The following is a 19,422-nucleotide window of genomic DNA, read 5'->3' as shown; positions in this document are numbered from 1 at the left end:
CTGTAATTTTATAGTATTATTGTAAATTGTGGCACCTGGAGAGGTGGCCGAGTGGTTGAAGGCGCACGCCTGGAAAGTGTGTTTAGGGAAACTTAACGAGGGTTCGAATCCCTCCCTCTCCGTTATATGTATACAGGGTAAGCTTTACCCTGTATAGTTTAAGTCTAATTCAGAATGCTTATTGGTTGAATTGGCTGAATCTATAGATTTTCACTCAAACAATAAGATAAGCCTATTTCTCTGTAAACCTATCTCTATTTTAGATCGCTATGTTCTTGGACTAATACTCTAAGAAATTTGACATAGGCTCCCTAGAGAAGTAGACATAAAAAATCCCCAACTTTAAGAGATCGGGGACTTTGCGCGTTGCGGTCGAAAACTGATTTACTGATTTAACAGTCCGATAGCCATCTCAAGGTGCATCTTAGCCTTGTGCAAGTTCAGTAGGTTCTCTTGATCGGATAGCTCATCACTTTGCGCTCCATTGTTAGCTTAATTAGGGCTGCTTGCTCATCAGTGGGAGAATTCATCTCATCTACCACTCCTTCGAGGAATTGAATAACGCTAAAACCTGGTGACTTCAATCCTCTTCCTTGCCTTAATTGAGCGAGTGCTATCTGTGGGAATGCCATCAAGGTAACAATCCAACTAGTCTTGTATCCCCCGTTCCCAGTGGGCTTTAGTCCGTAACGCCTACACAAATCTCTCAACTGGGCGTAGTTTTGATTTCGAGTTCTGACCTTGTGAACATAAAATAGAGTTACCCATTTGTAAAAGTGGTATCGGTGGTGAACCAGTTTGTCAGACACGAACACCACCGATTTAAAAATTTATTCGCTCGTTTGCACGCAGTTCAAGCGTTATTTACATTTCTCAACAATGCCCAATCCCAAAGGTAATCCAGAGAATTTAAAAAATTTCACCACAGAAAGAGAAGAGCCGCTATCGACTACTATTAGTTTTCGGGCTACTGAAAAGATGAAGGAGGAGGTAAAGTCTAAAGAAGATCCTCCAGAATTTTGCCGTCGTGCTATTCAAGAAGCATTAGATAAGGACAACAACAAAGACTAATATCTATTCATAAAAGCCATAGATCCTCGACAACTTTTACGAAGTCGGGGATCTCGTTGTTCACAGATAATTAAGTAGGGCTATACTGAGATTACTAAGTGTTAAATCTGACTGCTAAATTCAATACACAATCTAACGGAAAGTAACATTTGTTTATTTATTACTCATAATTGAGGCATTTTGTCAAGTCGCCAAACTCCTACTTCACTATGGCGACAGCCTGATGAACGGATCGGGTAAATTAAGATAAGTAAAGAAAACCCTTTAAAATAAATGGCAACTCTAAGCTTACAAGAAATTTCTACTCAGTTAGAAAGTCCGAATTTACGCGATCGCATGGTAGCATTGGCGAATCTGCGTCATGTTGCTGCTGAGGATGCAGTCCCTTTGATTAAAAAGGTCTTAGACGACGAATCTTTGCAACTGCGATCGATGGCAATATTTGCTCTGGGAATCAAGCCGACGCCAGAATGTTATGCAATTTTGGTAAGAATTCTCGTAAATGACCCAGATTATGGTATACGTGCTGATGCCGCCGGTGCATTAGGATATTTGGGTGATGCTAGAGCCTTTGAAGTGCTTTCACGGGCGTTTTATGAAGATACTGATTGGCTAGTACGCTTTAGTGCAGCCGTTTCTCTAGGTAACATTAAAGATCCACGTGCGCGTCAAATTCTTCTTCAGGCATTGGATAGCAAAGAAGTAGTATTGCAACAAGCTGCAATCTCTGCGCTGGGAGAAATTCAAGACATTGAATCTGTCGATCAGATCCTGCGCTTCGCTCAATCAGATGATTGGTTAGTCAGGCAGCGTTTGGCTGAAGCCTTGGGAAATCTTCCTACTCCTAAGAGTGTCTCAGCTTTGAAATATTTGGAAAAAGACAATCATTTCAACGTTGCTGAGGCAGCCAGGATTGGACTGAAGAAGCTTGAGGAAATAGGCAATCAAGCTTAATATTAAAGTTTCCTGCTAGGTTTTAATCATAATTAAGTGGGAATTTTAGCATTTTGATGCAGGGTAATTTCATTCATGAATATTGAAGAGTTTTTTGAGTTAAGTGCTGGTAAATGGTTTTCTCATCGTACTAGTCAACATTTGGCTTTTAACCAATCTGAAAGTAGCAAGTCAGATATCATCATTGAGACGCTGGCAGTAGATGATCCAGAAGTGAGCAAACTGTGTCAACAGTACAAAATTAATCTTAGTTCCGCCTCTTGTGCTGCCAAAATTACCTGGAACGGCACAATGGAAAAGGATCAAGCAAAACACAGTGGTTCTACTTTGTTAGTTTCGGTACCTGATGCAGATAATCCGGCGCAAGGTAAGTTACTGCGAGAAATAGTTGATGCTGATAAAACTCCAGTTGCCGGACGCTATAAAATTGATAGTGATGGTGCTTTGATTCTAACTACAGAGGATGAAACCATGAGTTCTGAAGAGCGCCTGTGGTTTGCTAGCCCTAATTTGCGAATGCGGGCAAATGTCCTCAAGAGTTTTGGTGGATTTAGTATCGCTTCTTTTACTTCTGAGATTCGCATGGGTGGTTTTCCACCAGCCGCGAAGCCTTCCGAGGCGGCTAATTCAGTATCTAGTTAGTTGTAATACAACATATTCCCCCTGTTTCTAGGGGGAATTAAGTTTAATATTTTTTATAAACTAAAATCAGGCTATTGTTGAATACTGTTTATAATCTACTATAAAAAATCCCAACCAATAGTTAATTTCATAGTGGGAAAAAAGTGCATTAGACGTAGACGTAGGTTGGGTGGAGCGGAGCGTAACTCAACATATATCAGGATGTTGGGTTACGCAAAGCCTCCAACGCCACTCGCTACAACGCTCTTAACCCGCGCAACGCAGTGGCTCCCCAACCGACAATTTTTTTGCAACATTTTAGGCAAGAGGGTTCACTACAAGACTACCGATATTTTTTCAGAAATCAAATATGATTCCTATATATCTCTCTCTGGCGTTGATAGTTTTTAAATTTGCAAAAAGTTAGCGATCGCCTGCGGTAATGGTAGAACAATTATAATCAGTAAAGCGATCGCTAGTAATCCCCAAATGTCACGTCCATTATCCAATTCAGTCACATCATTTAGCGCTGGCTCATCAACCAACGGCATAAATAATAAGATAATCGCCCACACCAAAAATTCTTCCCGAACTAAAGACAGTAATAGCAACAACACGCGAGCAATTTGACCAATTACGAGCGCAGCTCGTTGTCCAAACATGGCATGGACAATGTGACCTCCATCTAGTTGTCCCACAGGCATTAAATTTAAGGCGGTGACAACTAGTCCCAGAAAACCAGCTACCGCAACTGGATGCAGGTCAAGGGCTGATTTTGCTGTTAACTGACTTCCCAAAGCTAACTTCGAGAGTAGCGCCAATAAAATTGAATACTTGGGATTTAGGGCATCAAGATTCAAAACTCGGGTTTTTTCATTCAGGGAAACCACGTCAGAATGAGCCAAGCCCCATATTAGTAATGGCAAGGTAACAACAAAACCTGCAAGTGGCCCAGCGATACTAATATCAAATAAAGCTTTGCGGTTGGGAATCGGACTACGCATCTGAATAAATGCCCCAAAAGTTCCCAAGAAGAAAGGCACGGGAATAAAGTAAGGCAATGTCGAGCGAATATTGTAAAATTTAGCTGTCAAATAATGCCCAAGTTCATGAATACCCAAAATAGTCATTAGTCCTAAAGCATAGGGCAATCCTTTGAATAGGACATCTGGGTTAGATAGAAGGTTGAACAAAGAGCCAAATTTCCAGATAGGCCCAAGAGAAACACCAGCATTTTCCACTCCCACTAAGGTAGTAGTTACCAAAGTAGCTACTAGTAGCAGAAGCGCTAATCCTGGTCGAGTTAACCGTTCTTGGTCGCGTTGTGGTGTATTTCTCTCTTTAGCAGCTTGAGTGTTGGGAACCAGCACAAAGAAAGGTTTGTCATTTAGACCTTCTTGAAAGATCAGCACGAAGCGATCGCCAAATTGTGCTTCAATATTAGTCTTAATCTGCTGGTAGGCATTGCTGGCTTTAGTTCGCAACTGACCACGGCAAATTACAGCTTGTGGTCGATATTCAATATTTTGAACGTAGTATACAGACCAAGGAAAACAATTTCGCAGTTGAGTTTCTTCCGTTAGCTCGATGGGACGCACTATTGGTTCTGCGGGAGGCTCGATAGTCGGCTGTGATTCAGAGGCTTGGGCTGGGGCTTCGGTCTGTGTATCTCTTGGCGCTTGACGCCCCCATTGAAACAACGTCCAGTACAACACTGTGGAGACAAATAACGACGAAATAATCAGCGCTGGTGGCGGAGCTTGTTTGGCCCCGTACATCAGCGTCCATCCACTCAACAAAAATGCTGGTGTCATTAAAACCAGCCATAACAACCATACTGGTGTCCGGGTGATTTGAGCGACGCTATGCTGCACCATTAGATAAGTAGCTAGCCCCAGTAGGAGGATAAACAAAAACCAAAATTCCATATTATCTTCAGTAATTTGGACAAAACGCCCCACCAGTAGCTTCAGCACCATAGCATTAACTACAAGGCAGACTTCAAACCCCAATTTTATTCACAACGGTTAACAGCGCTAGTTAACCCTGAAGTTGCAATTCTTCAGAATTTCCACACTGTAACAAAATTATCCACAACTCCTCAGTTTCGGTTCTTTTATAATGTGCCCTTTACCACAAGTGCCAAGTCATATAACTAAGCCACCACGGGCTGTCTTCCCTGACGAAGTTCCTAGCGGAGGTTCTCTGCAATCGGACTTCGCCCCAAAGAGCATTTTTGCCTTTTCACCCAATCGGGACACATTAGGAGGAACCTCTTATCTTATTGTAAGAAATGAAGGCAATATCCTCATAGATTGCCCTGCCTTAGACCAAACAAATCAAGATTTTTTAAGAGTGCATGGAGGCGTGCGTTGGTTATTTATCACCCATCGAGGCGCTATTGGCAAGACGGCTGAAATTCAGCAAATCTTTGGCTGCGAGGTGCTGATTCAAGAGCAAGAAGCTTATTTATTACCAGGCTTAACCGTAACTACCTTTAGGCAGGAATTTACTCTTGATGCCGCAATACAAGTGATTTGGACATCAGGACATTCTCCTGGTTCATCTTGCCTCTATTACACAGAGCTTGGAGGTATATTGTTTTCTGGTCGCCATTTAGTCCCTAACCAACAGGGTCAACCAGTACCATTACGGACAGCGAAAACCTTTCACTGGCCTAGGCAAATTCAGAGTCTTCGATTCTTGTTAGAAACTTTTACATCGGAAACTCTTTGCTACATATGTCCGGGAGCTAATACAGGCTTTCTCAGAGGCAAGCGATTCATAGATCAAGCTTATCAACACCTCGCCTCTCTGGATTTACCCGAAATCCTTGGTAGGCACAATTCATGAATTCTGCCTACGTAATTTTCACTCCTATGTCTAATGGTAAGAGAATGACTGAAGAGGTCAAACAAAAGGTATTTGACTATTTATTTACCACGAAAGCTGTCGGCAAAGGAACAGGATTAGGACTAGCGTAGACGCAAAGCGGCTTGTTGTCAGACATCGCTCGTCAAATTGTTGGAAAAAAACATGGCGGAGCAATCAATGTGAATTCTCAACTTGGCAAAGGAACTGAATTTGTGATTCAGCTACCGTTGTCCCCATCAGAAAATAAAATCACAGTTATTGTAGGATAAAAATAAATTGTCGCTGCCCTAATTATGCCTCGTTCCTCGCTTTGGCGTTTGACAGTTCCCCCCTTGGAAAACGGCGATCGCCTAACCCGCTTTGAATTTGAGCGGCGCTACAGTGCCATGCCCAAGCTGAAAAAAGCCGAATTGATTGAAGGAACTGTCTACATGGCTTCCCCTCTGCGTTTTGAACCCCATGCTGAACCTCATGGTGACTTGATGGGCTGGTTATGGACTTATAAGATTGCGACCCCAGGTGTGCGTCTTGGTGATAACCCAACCGTTCGCCTTGACTTGGACAATGAACCCCAACCTGACGCGGTGTTATTGATTGATGCTCAGGCGGGTGGACAATCACATCTGAGTCAGGATGGGTATCTGGAGGGAGCGCCAGAACTGGTTGCCGAAATTGCCGCCAGTAGTGCCACGGTTGATCTGGGTGACAAAAAGCGTGCTTATCGGCGGAATGGAATACAGGAGTATATCGTGTGGCAGGTGTTTGAGCAGCGCATCGATTGGTTCCACCTAGAAGCAGGAGAGTATACAAATTTGCACCCCGATACGGCAGGTGTGATTCAAAGTCAAATCTTTCCAGGATTGTGGTTAGATCAATCTGCCTTGCTGTCGGGTGATATGCAACAGGTATTAAGCGTATTACAGGCAGGGGTGAATTCTATCGAACATCAAGCCTTTGTGCAGCAGTTAGCCCAGGCAGTCGAATCGGATGGATAACGGCATAAACGATAAAATCACAGTTATTGTAGGATAAAAATAAATTGTCCCTGTGATAATTATGCCTCGTTCCTCACTTTGGCGTTTGACAGTTCCCCCATTGGAAAATGGCGATCGCTTAACCCGCTTTGAATTTGAGCGGCGCTACAGCGCCATGCCAAAGCTGAAAAAAGCCGAATTGATTGAAGGAACTGTCTACATGGCTTCACCTCTGCGTTTTGAACCCCATGCTGAACCTCATGCTAGAGTCATAACCTGGCTAGGAGTGTATCAGGCCATGACCCCAGGAGTGCGTGTTGGTGATAACCCAACCGTTCGCCTTGACTTGGACAATGAACCCCAACCCGACGCGGTGTTATTGATTGATGCTCAGGCGGGTGGGCAATCACATCTGAGCCAGGATGGTTATGTCGAGGGAGCGCCAGAACTGGTTGCCGAAATTGCCGCCAGTAGTGCCACGGTTGATTTGGGTGACAAAAAGCGTGCTTATCGGCGGAATGGCATACAGGAGTACCTCGTGTGGCAGGTGTTTGAGCAGCGCATCGATTGGTTCCACTTAGAAGCAGGAGAGTATACAAATTTGCATCCCGATACGGCAGGTGTGATTCAAAGTCGAGTCTTTCCGGGATTGTGGTTAGATCAATCTGCCTTGCTGTCGGGTGATATGCAACAGGTATTAAGCGTATTACAGGCAGGGGTGAATTCTATCGAACATCAAGCCTTTGTGCAGCAGTTAACCTAGGCAGTCCAATCGGATGGATAATTTGGCACATCTTAGATACATAATTGGCATTAGGTGTCGCTAACCCGATCAACGGAAGTTACCCACTTTGCAAGAAGCGCTTTGAAATTGCAGCAGGGGTGAAATTGCTAGGGTCTGGACTCGCTGATCAATACCATCTCCCTGAATAATTACCTGGGAACGTGACTGAATTAATTGCCGTATCTGCGGACAACCTAGAACAGGAGTCAGTTCTTTTAAAGCAAAGACAAATTCTGTGTTTAATTTATCTAACGATGGTCGCAATGTCTGGTTTAAGTCTGGCACGTTAGGAAAAGATTTAATGCCTTGCTTTTGCCAGTTTTGAAAATCAACTGTTTGGATGAGTTTTCCTGCTTCTATTTGTGCTTGAAAAAATGCTGCAACTGTATCGGGTTCTAGACTATGGGTTGTTGCTTGTTGCCTAACCTTTAATAGTAACTCTTGTTCCCGCTTTCGATCCTCAATAGGACGTTTGTGATTCCATTTCCACCGGGCTACATCATGTGCAATTAGTAATCGCTGCTGGATCAATTTTAGTAATTTATCTACAGGTAGTTGTTGATCTGCGATCGCAATAGCTTGAGGATTTGCTGATTTTACTGACCCAGAGTTCTGAGCAGCGAAATATAATTTTAAGTTGGCAGCAACTACTGTACTACTGGAAAAAAGCCCAAAGAAAGTTATGATGACAAACAACAGTGGATGCTTTCTGAAAAAACTTAAATTCATGTCAAAAAGTTTATACACCCTGCTACTTAGCAATAATTTTCAGTAATTCGATAGGAATACAGTATTTTCAATCTCAGACAAAATATCTCATAGTTACTGACAAAAAGCAAGTTCACCATAAAAAACTGTTGCATTCTGGTTATTCCCAGTCAGAGACTGGGAACAAGGCAAACTCCTAACTCCTGTACAGACGCGATTAATCGCGTCTCTTTTTACGCCTTTCCCGCCATCACGGAGTTTTTAAGCAAAAGTTCCACTGCTGCTTGATATTGCAAATCTGCTTGGGTGCCAATCTCTTCGCGGTTAATGGCCGCTTGGGAAATCACTTTATCCGGTTTAATACCTAATTTATTAATATCCCGGTGTTCAGGAGTTTCATACTTAGCAATTGTCACTGCCAAGCCCGAACCATCTGATAATTCAAATAAGGATTGAATTAAGCCCTTTCCAAAGGTGGTTTCGCCTACCAACTGGGCACGACCATTATCTTGGAGTGCGCCGGCGAGAATCTCGCTGGCACTGGCTGTTCCTTGATTGACTAAAATCACCAGAGGATCATTGGTCAGGGCTGGGCCAAAGGCTTCAAAACTACCCTGAATGCCTTGTCGGTTAACAGTGTAGACGATGGTACCGGAGTCTAACCACAAACGGGCGATTTCAATTCCTGATTGCAATAGCCCCCCAGGATTATTTCGCAAATCCAGAATGTAGGCAGCAGCGCCTTTTTTTTCTAGACTAGAAATAGCGTGTGCCAATTCCGTTGAAGCGTTGGCATTAAATTGAGTCAGGCGAAGGTAGCCAATGGGTGTACCCTCAGTGGAAACACGTAATTCGGAAACCACAGGGTTAAGAGCAATGCGATCGCGTGTGAGTCTAATTTCCCTTTCTGCCTCTCCGTCACGTTCGATCAAAAGAGTAACAAGGCTGCCACTAGTGCCGCGCATTTTGGTCGCAGCTTGATCAAGGGTGAGATTTTTTGTAGAAACGCCTTCAATTTTGAGAATGCGATCGCGTGGTCTAATCCCGGCTTTATCTGCTGGTGAACCGGCGATGGGAGCCACTACTTCCAACTTTCCAGTCTGAGGATTCAAGGCAATTTGCAATCCTACCCCAGTCAGTTCCCCAGAAGTATTGACCTGCAAGCTGTGGTACTGTTCTGGATCTAAAAAGCGGGTAAAAGGATCATCGAGGCTCTTAAGCATCGTCCCAATTGCCGTATAACTGGCATTTGAGTCCGTGAGCGGCTTCTCCAGAACCTTTTGCCGCACAGCCGCCCAGTTTTGATGATTAAACGTCTCATCTAGATAAGTGCGATTAACAATTCGCCAAACTTCCGAAACCAGCTTTTGTTCCGTTGTCAAAGCCACCGCCGGCTGGGTGAGCGTACCCAACGCCAACCAAAACGCCATTAACAATGAAAATCCAACCCGAAAGACTTGTTTATTCATGAACCCCATTATCAATTTCACCTCAACCCAAATTGCCTAGAAATGCCCACTTGCCCTGTTGTTGATGAAATCTATCTCTCGATTATGTTACTTTTTTTATAGAAGTGGTGCATTTTTCTCATCAAGTTGTTCAGTCAACTGAGGCATCGTATCCACTCACCAAAGGATAAAATCTACTTTGTGTCCACCATTTTGTGTGTAGGGGCGTAAAGAGATCGCAATATATTCCATCTTTACAGAGTGTAAAGTTTCTGAAGTCTCTTAGCACGCTAAAAGCTGACAAGCTTTCCAAAAAAAACTCACCTTTACGAAAATCCCAAAATTGCTAATTGGGAGAGAAGTCTGAGCGAAGGCTTCTGCCGATTCAGAACTTCGAGATTTATCAACCGCAACCGATTCTTAGGGACTTGAGATTGTATGGCCAACGTTTACGACTGGTTTGAGGAACGCCTAGAAATTGAGGCACTCGCTGAAGATGTCACTAGCAAGTACGTCCCTCCCCACGTCAATATTTTTTACTGCCTGGGTGGAATTACCCTGGTTTGCTTTCTCATCCAGTTTGCCACTGGATTTGCCATGACCTTCTACTACAGACCAACAGTAGCTGAAGCTTTCTCCTCAGTGGAGTACATCATGAATGAAGTCAGCTTCGGTTGGCTAATTCGCTCCATTCATCGCTGGTCTGCCAGCATGATGGTATTGATGATGATTTTGCACACCTTCCGGGTTTACCTGACTGGTGGTTTCAAAAAGCCCCGCGAATTGACCTGGATAAGTGGTGTCATCCTGGCTGTGATCACCGTTTCCTTTGGAGTCACCGGCTATTCCCTACCTTGGGATCAAATTGGCTACTGGGCTGTGAAAATCGTTAGCGGCGTACCAGAAGCAATTCCCGTGGTTGGCGTTCTCATCTCCGACCTGCTGCGTGGCGGTTCGAGTGTTGGTCAAGCAACACTAACTCGTTACTACAGCGCCCACACCTTTGTGTTGCCTTGGTTGATTGCGGTCTTCATGCTGTTTCACTTCTTGATGATCCGCAAGCAAGGTATTTCCGGTCCTTTGTAATATCAGCTATTAGCGAAAGACAACATTTGTCAGTTTTCAGATCAAGGCTAAGGTTGCCTAGTAGCTGATAGCTTTCACAAATGCTTTAATTTAACTTAAGCAGGAGAGCATATTTCAAAATGTCAACACAAAAAAAACCTAACCTGAGCGATCCTCAGTTAAGAGCCAAACTCGCTAAAGGCATGGGTCACAACTACTATGGTGAACCCGCTTGGCCTAATGATCTACTTTACGTGTTTCCCATCGTGATCATGGGTTCCTTCGCTGCGATTGTGGCTCTAGCTGTGCTAGACCCGGCGATGACCGGTGAACCAGCAAATCCTTTCGCCACACCATTGGAAATTTTGCCGGAGTGGTACTTGTATCCAGTCTTCCAACTTTTGCGATCACTCCCTAACAAACTTTTAGGAGTGGTAGCAATGGGTTCGGTTCCAGTCGGGCTAATTCTCATTCCCTTTATTGAGAACGTCAATAAATTTCAAAACCCTTTCCGTCGTCCAGTTGCAACCACAGTATTCCTCGTTGGTACTCTTGTCACCCTGTGGCTGGGTATTGGTGCTGCCTTACCATTGGATAAATCTTTGACCTTGGGACTATTCTAAATTAGTCACCAGGAAGTGCTTTGACGCCTGTGAGTTTCAAGAGCAGATGCAGATGTGCTTTTGAAACCAATCAACAGGCGTCAATTTTCATAGTTGAGATTGCATCTGGGATTTTAAGTTTTGGATGAAAAAGCTATTCTCAAGTCTGAAATCACCAAAAGTCAACGAAAATCGGCGGGAATCCCATCCCAACAAGAGGGGTGTCCGGAATAGCCGCCCGCCTTTCCATTGTCATTAGTCAAAAGTCATTGGTCATTGGTACTAATGACTAATAACTAATGACTTCGATTTCCCCCCGGCTTCAAGCCGGGGGATGAGTTAACAAATACAAACATTTTTCACTTACTTAACGTAAGTTGCTAGTTACAACCCTCGAAACGCCAAAATCGATGATCTTTTGTATTTTGGTAAACAGAATATCTCAATTAAGATTTTTCTATATCAGAGAAATTTTGCACTATTGGCAAAATTTAATAACTAGCAACTTGGGTTTACTTATATTTAAGTCACAGTTAATGTTTAGCATAGTGCAGCAAGACCATCTGACGGTTAAGAGCGAACTCAGTCTCCTAAACCAGGTGCAAGAATGGTTCGAGCAATTTTGTCTGCAACATTTGTCTCAACTTGGCTGGTCAAAAACCCAACTTGATCGCCTCAATTTAGCATTAGCAGAAGGCTTTACCAACGCTGTTCGTCATGCTCATCATGCTTTACCCCCGGAAACAACCATTGAAATTAACGTTTATCTCTGGATTGACCGACTAGAGATTAGAATTTGGGATTATGGAAAACCTTTCAATCCTGATGCGATCGCAGAGCCAGAGCCAGGTACACTGCAAGTAGGCGGGTATGGATGGTTTCTCCTGCGGCGGTTAGCTGACCGTGTTGTATACGAGCGTGGTGCAGATGGGAGAAATTGCCTGCTCATCGTCAAATACTCTGTAGAAGCACAAACGTAAAACTGAAGCAGTCAAGGGTTGGAAGCTGCTCGGTAATATTTCTGTAAATATCAGCAGATGTCTGGATTATTACCTAGATTTTGCCCAAACCATGCTTTTTTTAATATAAAATAAATCAACTATATAGTTATTTGATTGATAAAAGTATACTCTTTTTTCAATCTTATTTGGATTACAATGGCACACGGGAACCCCCAGTTTTAGCTGTAGGGTAGATGTGAAAAAGCGGTGCGTAGGCATAGCCCGTCGTAGACATCGCGCCCTAACCGCGAGTATAAATAATCTAATATGCATATCACTAGAGCGACAAAAAACCTAAAATTAGGTGATAAAGTTAACAAAAAAACTAACCATGTCTTCGTGTTTTTAGAAATTTTTGCCCAGGAAGGTGGTATTCAATCATATATAAAAGATATTTTTTGCGCCTATCTGGGATTGAGGCAAGGTTACAAAGCGGAAGTATTTTTGCTACGAGATAGTCCTGATAGCTTAAATCCGTTTGAACAGGAGAACTTAAAATTTCATTACTTTAAAAATCAGTCTCCCGATTTAGGAAGACTGCAAATGGCAGCCGCTTTAGTTAAGTGTTTGTTGCAAAGCCGTCCGCAGCAAGTTTTCTGCGGTCATATTAACTTAGCAGTATTAGTACAAATTCTTTGTCAGCCCTTAGGGATTCCTTACACAGTGCTAACTTACGGCAAAGAAGTCTGGGAACCGCTCAAAAATCAAGAACATCGCGCCCTGACATCAGCAGGTGGAATTTGGGCAATTAGTCGCTATAGCCGCGATCGCACTTGTATTGCTAATAGTCTAAACCCGAAAATGGTAGAGATGATGCCTTGTGCAATTGATGGGGATAAATTTACTCCTGGTTCCAAACAGCCAGAATTAGCAAAGAAGTATGGCTTAATTGGTGCTAAAGTGTTAATGACAGTAGCGCGGTTATGGTCAGGGGATATTTACAAGGGTGTAGATGTCACAATTCGGGCATTACCACAAATCGCTCAAGTTTTCCCAGAAGTGAAATATTTGGTAATTGGTCGCGGTGATGACCAACCGCGATTAGCGAAACTGGCAAAAAATTTAGGTGTTAGCGATCGCGTCGTATTTGCTGGTTACGTTGCCACAGAAGAATTAATCGAACATTACCGCCTTGCTGATGCCTATATTATGCCTTCGCAAGAAGGCTTTGGCATTGTTTATCTGGAAGCAATGGCTTGTGGAATACCTGTATTATCCGGTGACGACGATGGCTCTGCTGATCCCTTGCAGGATGGTAAACTGGGATGGCGAGTACCACACCGCAATCCTAATGCTGTAGCAGCAGCTTGTATAGAAATGCTTCAAGGGGATGACCAGCGATGTGATGGAGAGTGGCTGCGAGAACAGGCGATCGCACTGTTTGGCATAGATGCCTTCCAACAGCACTTGCAAAAAATACTTCTATCCTCAGTAATCAAGTCCAAATGACAAATACTTCTCTACGAGAGGCTGCGCCAACGGCTTCGCTCAGTATCAAGTGACCAATGACTAAAATCGCTATCCTAGAAGGAGAGCAGGACGACATTTAAAAAATGAGCTTTAAGTCATTTCAATTGAATCTTTTAAATCTCCGCCCTTGGCTCACCCTGCTGGCAGTTATTTGGTTACTGGCATCACTGGGCTTGGGTTGGTTGGTTAATTCGTTGCTAATTATTTTCGGGTTGCTGTTTTTGGCACCCATTGTGGCTTTTTTTGGCTTTCGTTGGTGGCTGCAACGCAACTTGGTTGCTGATCAGTGTCCCGTCTGTCGATATGAATTTACAGGTTTAAATAACAGTCAGTTGCAGTGTCCTAACTGTGGGGAGTCACTGTTAGTCCAAAATAGTCATTTTCAGCGCTTGACACCAGAAGGCACAATTGATGTGACTGCTGTCGAAGTTCCAGCCCAATCACTGGAAGATTAGTCATTAGTCATTGGTCATTGGTCATTGGTCATTGGTAAAGGACAAATACTTTCTCTACCAGAGGCTACGCCAAGGGCAACGTCTCACAGTTAGCCTGTCGAACAGCTCAGTACAAGTGACTTATAATTATTTATTTTTTTGCGAGATTGAGAGCGTGTAGCTATACTCTTGTTTGGATAGTTCGCCCACATGCAGCGAGTATGTTCCTGCCTGCCAGAAACCAGAAAGTTCTGACTTGCCTCCAGAGTAACTATCTGCTAGTACACAAAAGCGCCCCCCAGGTCCGTCAATCAACAGCGTTGGCTTCCCTTGACTCTCTACTGTTAATCGCAAATAAGGTAGTGACTCTGTAACCTGAATAACTTGATTGGGTTCAGCGCTAATATTGCCACAATTACTTTTGACAGTTCCGCCAGACTTTCCGTTCAAAACCAGTGGATCTGGTTGTAAATTTTGATGAATTTGGATTGTTGGTGTCTGTGCTAAATTAGCCTCAGTAAAAACCAAACTCATCGCCAAAGCTGTGGGAACAATTGCAAGTAGCCTAAGCTTCTTCATTTTAATTAATGCTCCAGATTTTTTTAGAGCAATATTGTTATGCAGTAGTGATTTAATAGACGACAGCAATCCGTCTTGGTTCCAAAAGCTGCTGTATAAAGCAATACCATTAACTTCAGGATTGGTTGTGAAGATTTAATGGGTTCTAGAAACCACCAATCGTGCAAATTATCTATATTAGGTGGCACTTCTGTACCAAAATATTTCACCCTACTAAGACTTATGCATTCAAAACCTGAAACCTCGATCCCCCTTAAAAAGCTATCCATTACCCCGATCTTTCTTAACATTTGCGAGAGCGAAGGCTCACGTTTTTTCTAAACCTTATTCCTTCGTTGTCCATTCTCAATAAAAACCTAATTTTAGCGAGAAGACTAAGAGCTAATTTGTCAAGTATGCCTGATACCTCAGTGCTCAAGATACTTATAAAACAAGCGTTTCAAGATTGTAAAGAAAGATGTGACTAATGGATAGCTTAAAAAGGGGGAGATATGAAAGAGCCAACTTTATTAATTAAAGGGGTTGGGGGATTTCTTATGCGTAAATCCTACCTAGATTCCGCACTTGAATCCGTAACAAGCTAGTAGGATTCTAAAAATCATCATAATAAATTTTATTTGTCCAGAAAGTTCTTGCACGCACAGACATTAGCTAAAATCACTAAGACAACCACCAAAAATAGAATTTGGTTGGTCTGTTGTTGAACAAGTGACTTAGCTGAGGGATAAAAAATTGATGAATCCTCAACCTGAAGAAGACTTACAGCGTCGCCTCAATAAGCTAGAGGCAGAGATTAATTCCCCACCGGGGGTAGTTCCACAACCACAAGAACAAAAACAAACGCCTCAGTCTGTTTTTGGGAACTTGAACTTGCAACTGGAGCGATTTCAGATTTGGTTTAAGAGCTTATCTGGGGCGAAAAAGCTGGTAGTTTCGGGTGTGACGGTGCTAGTGGGCTTGGCGATGCTGCAAACAGTGTTTAAACTGGTTGCATCTGTAATCACTCTGGCACTTTTGGCGGGGTTAGTGTATGTTGGATACAAATTTTTTGTCTCTAGTAGCTTTCAACGTAAGCAATAAGTTGATATGCATTTGCCTTGCATTCTGCCCGGAGTTATGAAAGTCAGGAGCCAGAATACAAACGGCTCCTGACTTATAACTCCATAAATTCTATTTCAATATGCTTTTCTTTTTGCCAATTAGCTTAGTCTATTTTAATTGTGCCGATCGCGGCGTAGAAATAATATCAAAGGGAATTATGCGATGACGACACCAACTGTCAGGAGAAGTAGGAATCAATCTGGTCAGTCAAAAGAACCGGAAAAAGCCAAGTCGCTGTTGCTAGCAGGTAGGCGTTTTGCTGCTTGGGCGGCTGAAATCACACTAGTAGTTGCCAGTGGGTTGATTCCCTTCGGCATTGGTGTCTATGCCAATTCTCGAAGCGATCTGAATCGAGTGCCGCTTAACCCCGTGCTGATAGTAACCCAAAGAGCGATCGCCAGACCCCTGGCTCTGCCTGTGAGCTATGGCATCCCTAACGTTGCATGGCCGACTAATATTTTATGGACAATCGCCCTGTTAGCGCCTGTAACTCTCTCGTGGTGGCAATTGTATTTACTAGCTAAGACTGGTAGCACAATTCCTAAACGTTGGTTAAAAGTGCGGGTTGTGAACCAGCAAGGGAAGCCGCCCGGATTGGGGGCAGTTGTGATTAGAGAAGGCGTTGGGCGTTGGACTGTACCCATTTCCATCGCTTATCTGCTGTGGCGCTACAGCTTTGCTTTTCCGAATTTAGGATTATTCACATTTTTGTCTTTGTTAATGATTGTGGGTGAAGGGATCGGCTTACCGTCGCGCCAGGGGCGTCGCGCACTGCATGATCAACTCGCAGGCACTTATACAATAGATGGACTCTTACCTAGGAACAAACAAATTCAGTCTGCTGGCGGTAATGATCAAGCAGAAGAATGGCAGGAGGGAGATGAAGAATTAGCGGCAGCCCAAACCAATCAGTCGCCGAATCTGTGGCGGCGGATACAGCAAAATCCTAATCTGATTTTGTTTGGGGTAGGGCTGACGAGCATGACTGCTGTGTTAGCAACTTTAATCGGCACTCAAGTTTATATCCAAATTCAACAATCCCAGCGAGCAACTAAGCAAATCAACAGCCAACAGTTCCTCGAACTTATCAAACCATTGAGTCCTAACTCTGGGGCGACTAATCAGCAACGCCAAAGTGCAATTCTGGCTATTGGTGGTCTTAATGACCCACAGTCTATTAAATTTCTGGCGGATCTCTTGGTTAGCGAAACCAACCCCAGCCTCCTGGATACAATTCAACAAGCTTTGACAACTGTCGGGCCTCAAGCCATCCCGGAACTAAAAAATAAGAATCAGTTTTTGGTTAGCGAACTGGAGTCTGTGGGTAGCGCTGCAACCGAAGAACGGGAATTGCGGCAAGGGCGACTACAAAGAAATCAGGGGACGATCAACAAGATTCTCTCTGTTTACAGTGGTAAAACCGAGGGCGTTGACCTTAGTAGCACCCAATTAGGTCAAAGCGGTACTCCAGGAAGTTCCTTTTTTAACTTGGTGCTAGACAATATTGATTTATCAGGAGTTAAGTTAAAATCTGCAAATCTTAACCAAGCCAGTTTGAAGGGTAGCCGCTTTCGGGGCGTGGGTGAAGATGGACGCTGGGATACTTATGACGATGCGATCGCTGATTTAAGCCAAGCTCAGTTGCAGCAAGCCAATCTGACTGATGCTAACCTCAGTCGCGTCTTGATGAACCGTACCGATTTGAGCCGCGCCACTCTCAACAAAGCCAACTTATCCAACGCGCGTTTATTTGAGGCTAAACTCAACAGCACCCAACTAGTAGGAGCCAATCTGCAAAACGCAGTTTTGGAAAAAGCCAGCTTAACTGGAGCAGATTTAGGCGATGCCAACTTGAACGAAGCCAATTTGTACGCGGCGCGTTTAGGTCGTGTCAGTGCTATAGGAACGCAATTATCCTTTGCCAACTTAACTAACACTGATTGGCAAGGGGCAGATTTATCAGGAGCCTATTTGGATCGTGCTAATCTCAGTAATGCTAACTTGAGCGCCACTCGTCTAACTGGTGCTGTTTTGCGTTCTGCCCAGATGGAAAACGTTAATTTGCAAAATGCCGATCTGAGTTTTGCCGATTTACGGGGGGCGAATGTCGCCGGAGCAGATTTTAAGGGGGCAATTCTCGCCCCTAGCAAACAAGATCCAGCAGATCAATTTGTCCAAACCCCAGATTTAGGCTCAGTATCTGCCGTAGTCCAAGGGGTTGATTTTTCTCAAGCCAAAAATTTAGATTCCAAGCAATTAGCATACATTTGTACTCAAGGAGGCATTCATCCGCGTTGCCCGTAGAATTGAGAGGAGGAGCTGGGGGAGCAGGGGGAGCAGGGAGACAAGGAGACAAGGAGACAAGGAGAATAACCAATGCCCAATTCCCAATGCCCCATGCCCAATGCCCAATGACAAATGCCCAATGCCCAATGACAAATGACAAATGACAAATTGGTGTGAGGAGTTCGGTTATGAAGTATATTCCATGTTTGGTTTCAGTTTTAGGGGCTGGTTTGGTCTTGAGTCTGGCGAGTACTAAACCGGTGCAAGCTCAAGTAGCCTATGGCAGTTATATCGGTATAGGCCCGGCTATTGGTATTACTGATGGTATCCAACTCGGAGGGGTGATAGCGGGACGCTACAAGCTTTTGGAAGCACCGATTTCACTCCGCGCCCAAGTGTTAATTGGTAATAATACGGCAGTTGTACCAACGGTTTCTTACGATTTCCCCCTCAACTGGCAAGCTGATGCCTACCTGGGTGCTGGGTTGGTCTTGGCTGGTGGTGGTGGATCTTCTCCTGTGGGTGACAAAATTAGTTTTGCTTTACAACCAGGTATTGACTATATGATCCCAAATAGCAATACTGTCCTTTTTGGCAACGCGATCATCGCTTTTGATGCCTATCGTGATAGTAGTGGTACAGCTGTCTCCGTACAAGGTGGTATTGGTTTGAGATTTTAATGGGCAGATGAAAACCCGATAGCGATCGCTATTCCGAAAAAGCGTTAAACTTCATTGCAAATTCCGAAGTTAGTCCAAACAACGTGATAATTTTGGTCATGAAGAGAGACAGCACAGGATTAACACAGGAGAACACAGTGGCAATGGAATCAAATTTATTAACGAATGCGGGCGCAGATCAACTGAATCAAGATTTCAGTGAATATGTCGCCAACCTGCAACTTCACATGACTCTGCAAGCTCGCAATCTTGTTCCAACCCTGAAACAAACAGTAGTAGATAGTCGCCATCAATTACTCCATCAAACCCAAGCCCACTTTGAAAAGCTAGTCTCTCGACAAGGGTTATAAATATATACAAATTTTAATCAAAATTCAAATAAAATAAAGGCAGATGTTGTTGGGTCAATGCCAATGGTGTTCTCACAAGGTCTGCTTTTTCTGCTTTTTTAAGTATTAAATTACTCAAATCACCCTTTTGGCGCAATAGTAAGGGGCAAAACACTGTTGCCCTAAAACATAGATTTATCTAGAAAACAAAATAGCTAATTCTGGTTATACAAGTATGCTTCTACTGTAGAATAAGATTACGCTTGATTAGTGCGGGATGTCAAAGCTTAGTTGGTGTGAAAACAAAACTTACACTTAACACGAACTAATCTTCAAAAAACATAATACCTAAAGTCCTTCATCTGAATTGATCATCTCTAACTGGGAATATCAGGTCAAGCTGACTATGGGCTTGGTCGTAGGACGCTTGATATAGGCAGA

At 43.5% G+C, this 19,422-nt stretch carries 22 protein-coding genes and 1 tRNA gene; 18 read left to right on the top strand and 5 right to left on the bottom strand.

The features are described 5' to 3' along the window. Positions 1-37 precede the first annotated feature (37 nt). Positions 38-122: transfer RNA gene (locus HWQ38_RS32660), tRNA-Ser, on the top strand. Between the two features lie 318 nt (positions 123-440). Here HWQ38_RS32660 and HWQ38_RS32655 read toward each other — a convergent pair. Further along, on the bottom strand, positions 441-809 hold the full coding sequence (locus HWQ38_RS32655) for a hypothetical protein (protein ID WP_366933366.1): 369 nt from the start codon (positions 807-809) through the stop codon (positions 441-443). 70 nt (positions 810-879) lie between these two features. Here HWQ38_RS32655 and HWQ38_RS32650 point away from each other — a divergent pair, with 70 nt between their 5' ends. The 3 genes from HWQ38_RS32650 to HWQ38_RS32640 all read left to right on the top strand — a co-directional run bounded on the left by HWQ38_RS32650 (position 880) and on the right by HWQ38_RS32640 (position 2,667). Beyond that, a complete protein-coding gene (locus tag HWQ38_RS32650; RefSeq protein WP_292802110.1) occupies positions 880-1,071 on the top strand; it encodes a hypothetical protein in 192 nt (63 codons plus the stop codon). 273 nt (positions 1,072-1,344) lie between these two features. Then, on the top strand, positions 1,345-2,025 hold the full coding sequence (locus HWQ38_RS32645) for a HEAT repeat domain-containing protein (RefSeq protein WP_292802108.1): 681 nt from the start codon (positions 1,345-1,347) through the stop codon (positions 2,023-2,025). Positions 2,026-2,100: 75 nt separating this feature from the next. Next, a complete protein-coding gene (locus HWQ38_RS32640; protein WP_292802106.1) occupies positions 2,101-2,667 on the top strand; it encodes a phycobiliprotein lyase in 567 nt (188 codons plus the stop codon). Between the two features lie 386 nt (positions 2,668-3,053). Here the strand turns inward: HWQ38_RS32640 and HWQ38_RS32635 are convergent, their stop codons facing one another. Next, positions 3,054-4,574, bottom strand: coding sequence for a site-2 protease family protein (locus HWQ38_RS32635; protein WP_292802172.1), 1,521 nt, complete (start codon positions 4,572-4,574; stop codon positions 3,054-3,056). 193 nt (positions 4,575-4,767) lie between these two features. On the opposite strand from HWQ38_RS32635, the gene HWQ38_RS32630 reads away from it, so the two are divergent. From HWQ38_RS32630 to HWQ38_RS32615, 4 genes are all read left to right on the top strand, one after another. Further along, positions 4,768-5,499 (top strand): MBL fold metallo-hydrolase, encoded by a 732-nt coding sequence (locus tag HWQ38_RS32630; protein WP_292802104.1) that lies wholly within the window; start codon positions 4,768-4,770, stop codon positions 5,497-5,499. Continuing rightward, entirely contained in the window at positions 5,496-5,630 is a 135-nt protein-coding gene (locus HWQ38_RS32625; RefSeq protein WP_292802102.1) for a hypothetical protein, read from the top strand. Before HWQ38_RS32630 ends, HWQ38_RS32625 begins: the two co-directional genes overlap by 4 nt. A 183-nt stretch (positions 5,631-5,813) precedes the next feature. Further along, entirely contained in the window at positions 5,814-6,515 is a 702-nt protein-coding gene (locus tag HWQ38_RS32620; RefSeq protein ID WP_292802100.1) for a Uma2 family endonuclease, read from the top strand. Between the two features lie 61 nt (positions 6,516-6,576). Continuing rightward, entirely contained in the window at positions 6,577-7,257 is a 681-nt protein-coding gene (locus HWQ38_RS32615) for a Uma2 family endonuclease (protein ID WP_292802098.1), read from the top strand. A 69-nt stretch (positions 7,258-7,326) separates the two neighbouring features. On the opposite strand, the gene aroQ is transcribed toward HWQ38_RS32615, so the two are convergent. Both aroQ and ctpA read right to left on the bottom strand, forming a co-directional pair. Beyond that, complete coding sequence (gene aroQ, locus HWQ38_RS32610) at positions 7,327-8,007, bottom strand: gamma subclass chorismate mutase AroQ (RefSeq protein WP_292802096.1); 681 nt, start codon at positions 8,005-8,007, stop codon at positions 7,327-7,329. 212 nt (positions 8,008-8,219) lie between these two features. Continuing rightward, positions 8,220-9,464, bottom strand: coding sequence for a carboxyl-terminal processing protease CtpA (gene ctpA / locus HWQ38_RS32605; protein WP_292802094.1), 1,245 nt, complete (start codon positions 9,462-9,464; stop codon positions 8,220-8,222). Positions 9,465-9,872: 408 nt separating this feature from the next. Here ctpA and petB point away from each other — a divergent pair, with 408 nt between their 5' ends. From petB to HWQ38_RS32580, 5 genes are all read left to right on the top strand, one after another. After that, positions 9,873-10,520, top strand: coding sequence for a cytochrome b6 (gene petB / locus HWQ38_RS32600; protein ID WP_292802092.1), 648 nt, complete (start codon positions 9,873-9,875; stop codon positions 10,518-10,520). Positions 10,521-10,639: 119 nt separating this feature from the next. Then, entirely contained in the window at positions 10,640-11,122 is a 483-nt protein-coding gene (gene petD, locus HWQ38_RS32595; protein WP_292802090.1) for a cytochrome b6-f complex subunit IV, read from the top strand. 515 nt (positions 11,123-11,637) lie between these two features. Continuing rightward, positions 11,638-12,081: an anti-sigma regulatory factor gene (locus tag HWQ38_RS32590; RefSeq protein ID WP_292802088.1), complete on the top strand. Its 444-nt coding sequence runs from the start codon at positions 11,638-11,640 to the stop codon at positions 12,079-12,081. Between the two features lie 288 nt (positions 12,082-12,369). Continuing rightward, a complete protein-coding gene (locus tag HWQ38_RS32585; protein WP_292802086.1) occupies positions 12,370-13,551 on the top strand; it encodes a glycosyltransferase family 4 protein in 1,182 nt (393 codons plus the stop codon). A 104-nt stretch (positions 13,552-13,655) separates the two neighbouring features. Beyond that, positions 13,656-14,027 carry a hypothetical protein gene (locus HWQ38_RS32580; RefSeq protein WP_292802084.1) on the top strand — a complete coding sequence of 124 codons (372 nt, stop codon included), beginning with the start codon at positions 13,656-13,658 and terminating at the stop codon, positions 14,025-14,027. 126 nt (positions 14,028-14,153) lie between these two features. On the opposite strand, the gene HWQ38_RS32575 is transcribed toward HWQ38_RS32580, so the two are convergent. Further along, positions 14,154-14,585, bottom strand: coding sequence for a hypothetical protein (locus tag HWQ38_RS32575; RefSeq protein ID WP_292802082.1), 432 nt, complete (start codon positions 14,583-14,585; stop codon positions 14,154-14,156). Between the two features lie 735 nt (positions 14,586-15,320). On the opposite strand from HWQ38_RS32575, the gene HWQ38_RS32570 reads away from it, so the two are divergent. From HWQ38_RS32570 to HWQ38_RS32550, 5 genes are all read left to right on the top strand, one after another. After that, positions 15,321-15,665, top strand: coding sequence for a hypothetical protein (locus HWQ38_RS32570; RefSeq protein ID WP_292802080.1), 345 nt, complete (start codon positions 15,321-15,323; stop codon positions 15,663-15,665). 183 nt (positions 15,666-15,848) lie between these two features. Continuing rightward, complete coding sequence (locus HWQ38_RS32565) at positions 15,849-17,990, top strand: pentapeptide repeat-containing protein (protein WP_292802078.1); 2,142 nt, start codon at positions 15,849-15,851, stop codon at positions 17,988-17,990. Continuing rightward, the gene (locus tag HWQ38_RS32560; RefSeq protein ID WP_292802076.1) at positions 17,981-18,136 is read left to right on the top strand and encodes a histidine kinase; all 156 of its coding nucleotides are present in this window, start codon (positions 17,981-17,983) and stop codon (positions 18,134-18,136) included. The genes HWQ38_RS32565 and HWQ38_RS32560 overlap by 10 nt, the downstream gene beginning before the upstream one ends. 24 nt (positions 18,137-18,160) lie before the next feature. Further along, complete coding sequence (locus HWQ38_RS32555) at positions 18,161-18,652, top strand: hypothetical protein (RefSeq protein WP_292802074.1); 492 nt, start codon at positions 18,161-18,163, stop codon at positions 18,650-18,652. A gap of 143 nt (positions 18,653-18,795) precedes the next feature. Then, complete coding sequence (locus HWQ38_RS32550; protein WP_292802170.1) at positions 18,796-19,002, top strand: hypothetical protein; 207 nt, start codon at positions 18,796-18,798, stop codon at positions 19,000-19,002. Positions 19,003-19,422: the final 420 nt, after the last annotated feature.

This window comes from Nostoc sp. NMS7, from assembly GCF_017115085.1.
Taxonomy (GTDB): domain Bacteria; phylum Cyanobacteriota; class Cyanobacteriia; order Cyanobacteriales; family Nostocaceae; genus Nostoc.
This window is presented reverse-complemented; position numbering and strand designations above follow the sequence as displayed.

Coding starts and splice junctions, on each gene's coding strand:
- HWQ38_RS32650 (WP_292802110.1), top strand. CDS start 880: ATGCCCAATCCCAAAGGTAATCCAGAGAATTTAAAAAATTTCACCACA.
- HWQ38_RS32645 (WP_292802108.1), top strand. CDS start 1,345: ATGGCAACTCTAAGCTTACAAGAAATTTCTACTCAGTTAGAAAGTCCG.
- HWQ38_RS32640 (WP_292802106.1), top strand. CDS start 2,101: ATGAATATTGAAGAGTTTTTTGAGTTAAGTGCTGGTAAATGGTTTTCT.
- HWQ38_RS32635 (WP_292802172.1), bottom strand. CDS start 4,574: ATGGAATTTTGGTTTTTGTTTATCCTCCTACTGGGGCTAGCTACTTAT.
- HWQ38_RS32630 (WP_292802104.1), top strand. CDS start 4,768: ATGTGCCCTTTACCACAAGTGCCAAGTCATATAACTAAGCCACCACGG.
- HWQ38_RS32625 (WP_292802102.1), top strand. CDS start 5,496: ATGAATTCTGCCTACGTAATTTTCACTCCTATGTCTAATGGTAAGAGA.
- HWQ38_RS32620 (WP_292802100.1), top strand. CDS start 5,814: ATGCCTCGTTCCTCGCTTTGGCGTTTGACAGTTCCCCCCTTGGAAAAC.
- HWQ38_RS32615 (WP_292802098.1), top strand. CDS start 6,577: ATGCCTCGTTCCTCACTTTGGCGTTTGACAGTTCCCCCATTGGAAAAT.
- aroQ (WP_292802096.1), bottom strand. CDS start 8,007: ATGAATTTAAGTTTTTTCAGAAAGCATCCACTGTTGTTTGTCATCATA.
- ctpA (WP_292802094.1), bottom strand. CDS start 9,464: ATGGGGTTCATGAATAAACAAGTCTTTCGGGTTGGATTTTCATTGTTA.
- petB (WP_292802092.1), top strand. CDS start 9,873: ATGGCCAACGTTTACGACTGGTTTGAGGAACGCCTAGAAATTGAGGCA.
- petD (WP_292802090.1), top strand. CDS start 10,640: ATGTCAACACAAAAAAAACCTAACCTGAGCGATCCTCAGTTAAGAGCC.
- HWQ38_RS32590 (WP_292802088.1), top strand. CDS start 11,638: ATGTTTAGCATAGTGCAGCAAGACCATCTGACGGTTAAGAGCGAACTC.
- HWQ38_RS32585 (WP_292802086.1), top strand. CDS start 12,370: ATGCATATCACTAGAGCGACAAAAAACCTAAAATTAGGTGATAAAGTT.
- HWQ38_RS32580 (WP_292802084.1), top strand. CDS start 13,656: ATGAGCTTTAAGTCATTTCAATTGAATCTTTTAAATCTCCGCCCTTGG.
- HWQ38_RS32575 (WP_292802082.1), bottom strand. CDS start 14,585: ATGAAGAAGCTTAGGCTACTTGCAATTGTTCCCACAGCTTTGGCGATG.
- HWQ38_RS32570 (WP_292802080.1), top strand. CDS start 15,321: ATGAATCCTCAACCTGAAGAAGACTTACAGCGTCGCCTCAATAAGCTA.
- HWQ38_RS32565 (WP_292802078.1), top strand. CDS start 15,849: ATGACGACACCAACTGTCAGGAGAAGTAGGAATCAATCTGGTCAGTCA.
- HWQ38_RS32555 (WP_292802074.1), top strand. CDS start 18,161: ATGAAGTATATTCCATGTTTGGTTTCAGTTTTAGGGGCTGGTTTGGTC.
- HWQ38_RS32550 (WP_292802170.1), top strand. CDS start 18,796: ATGGAATCAAATTTATTAACGAATGCGGGCGCAGATCAACTGAATCAA.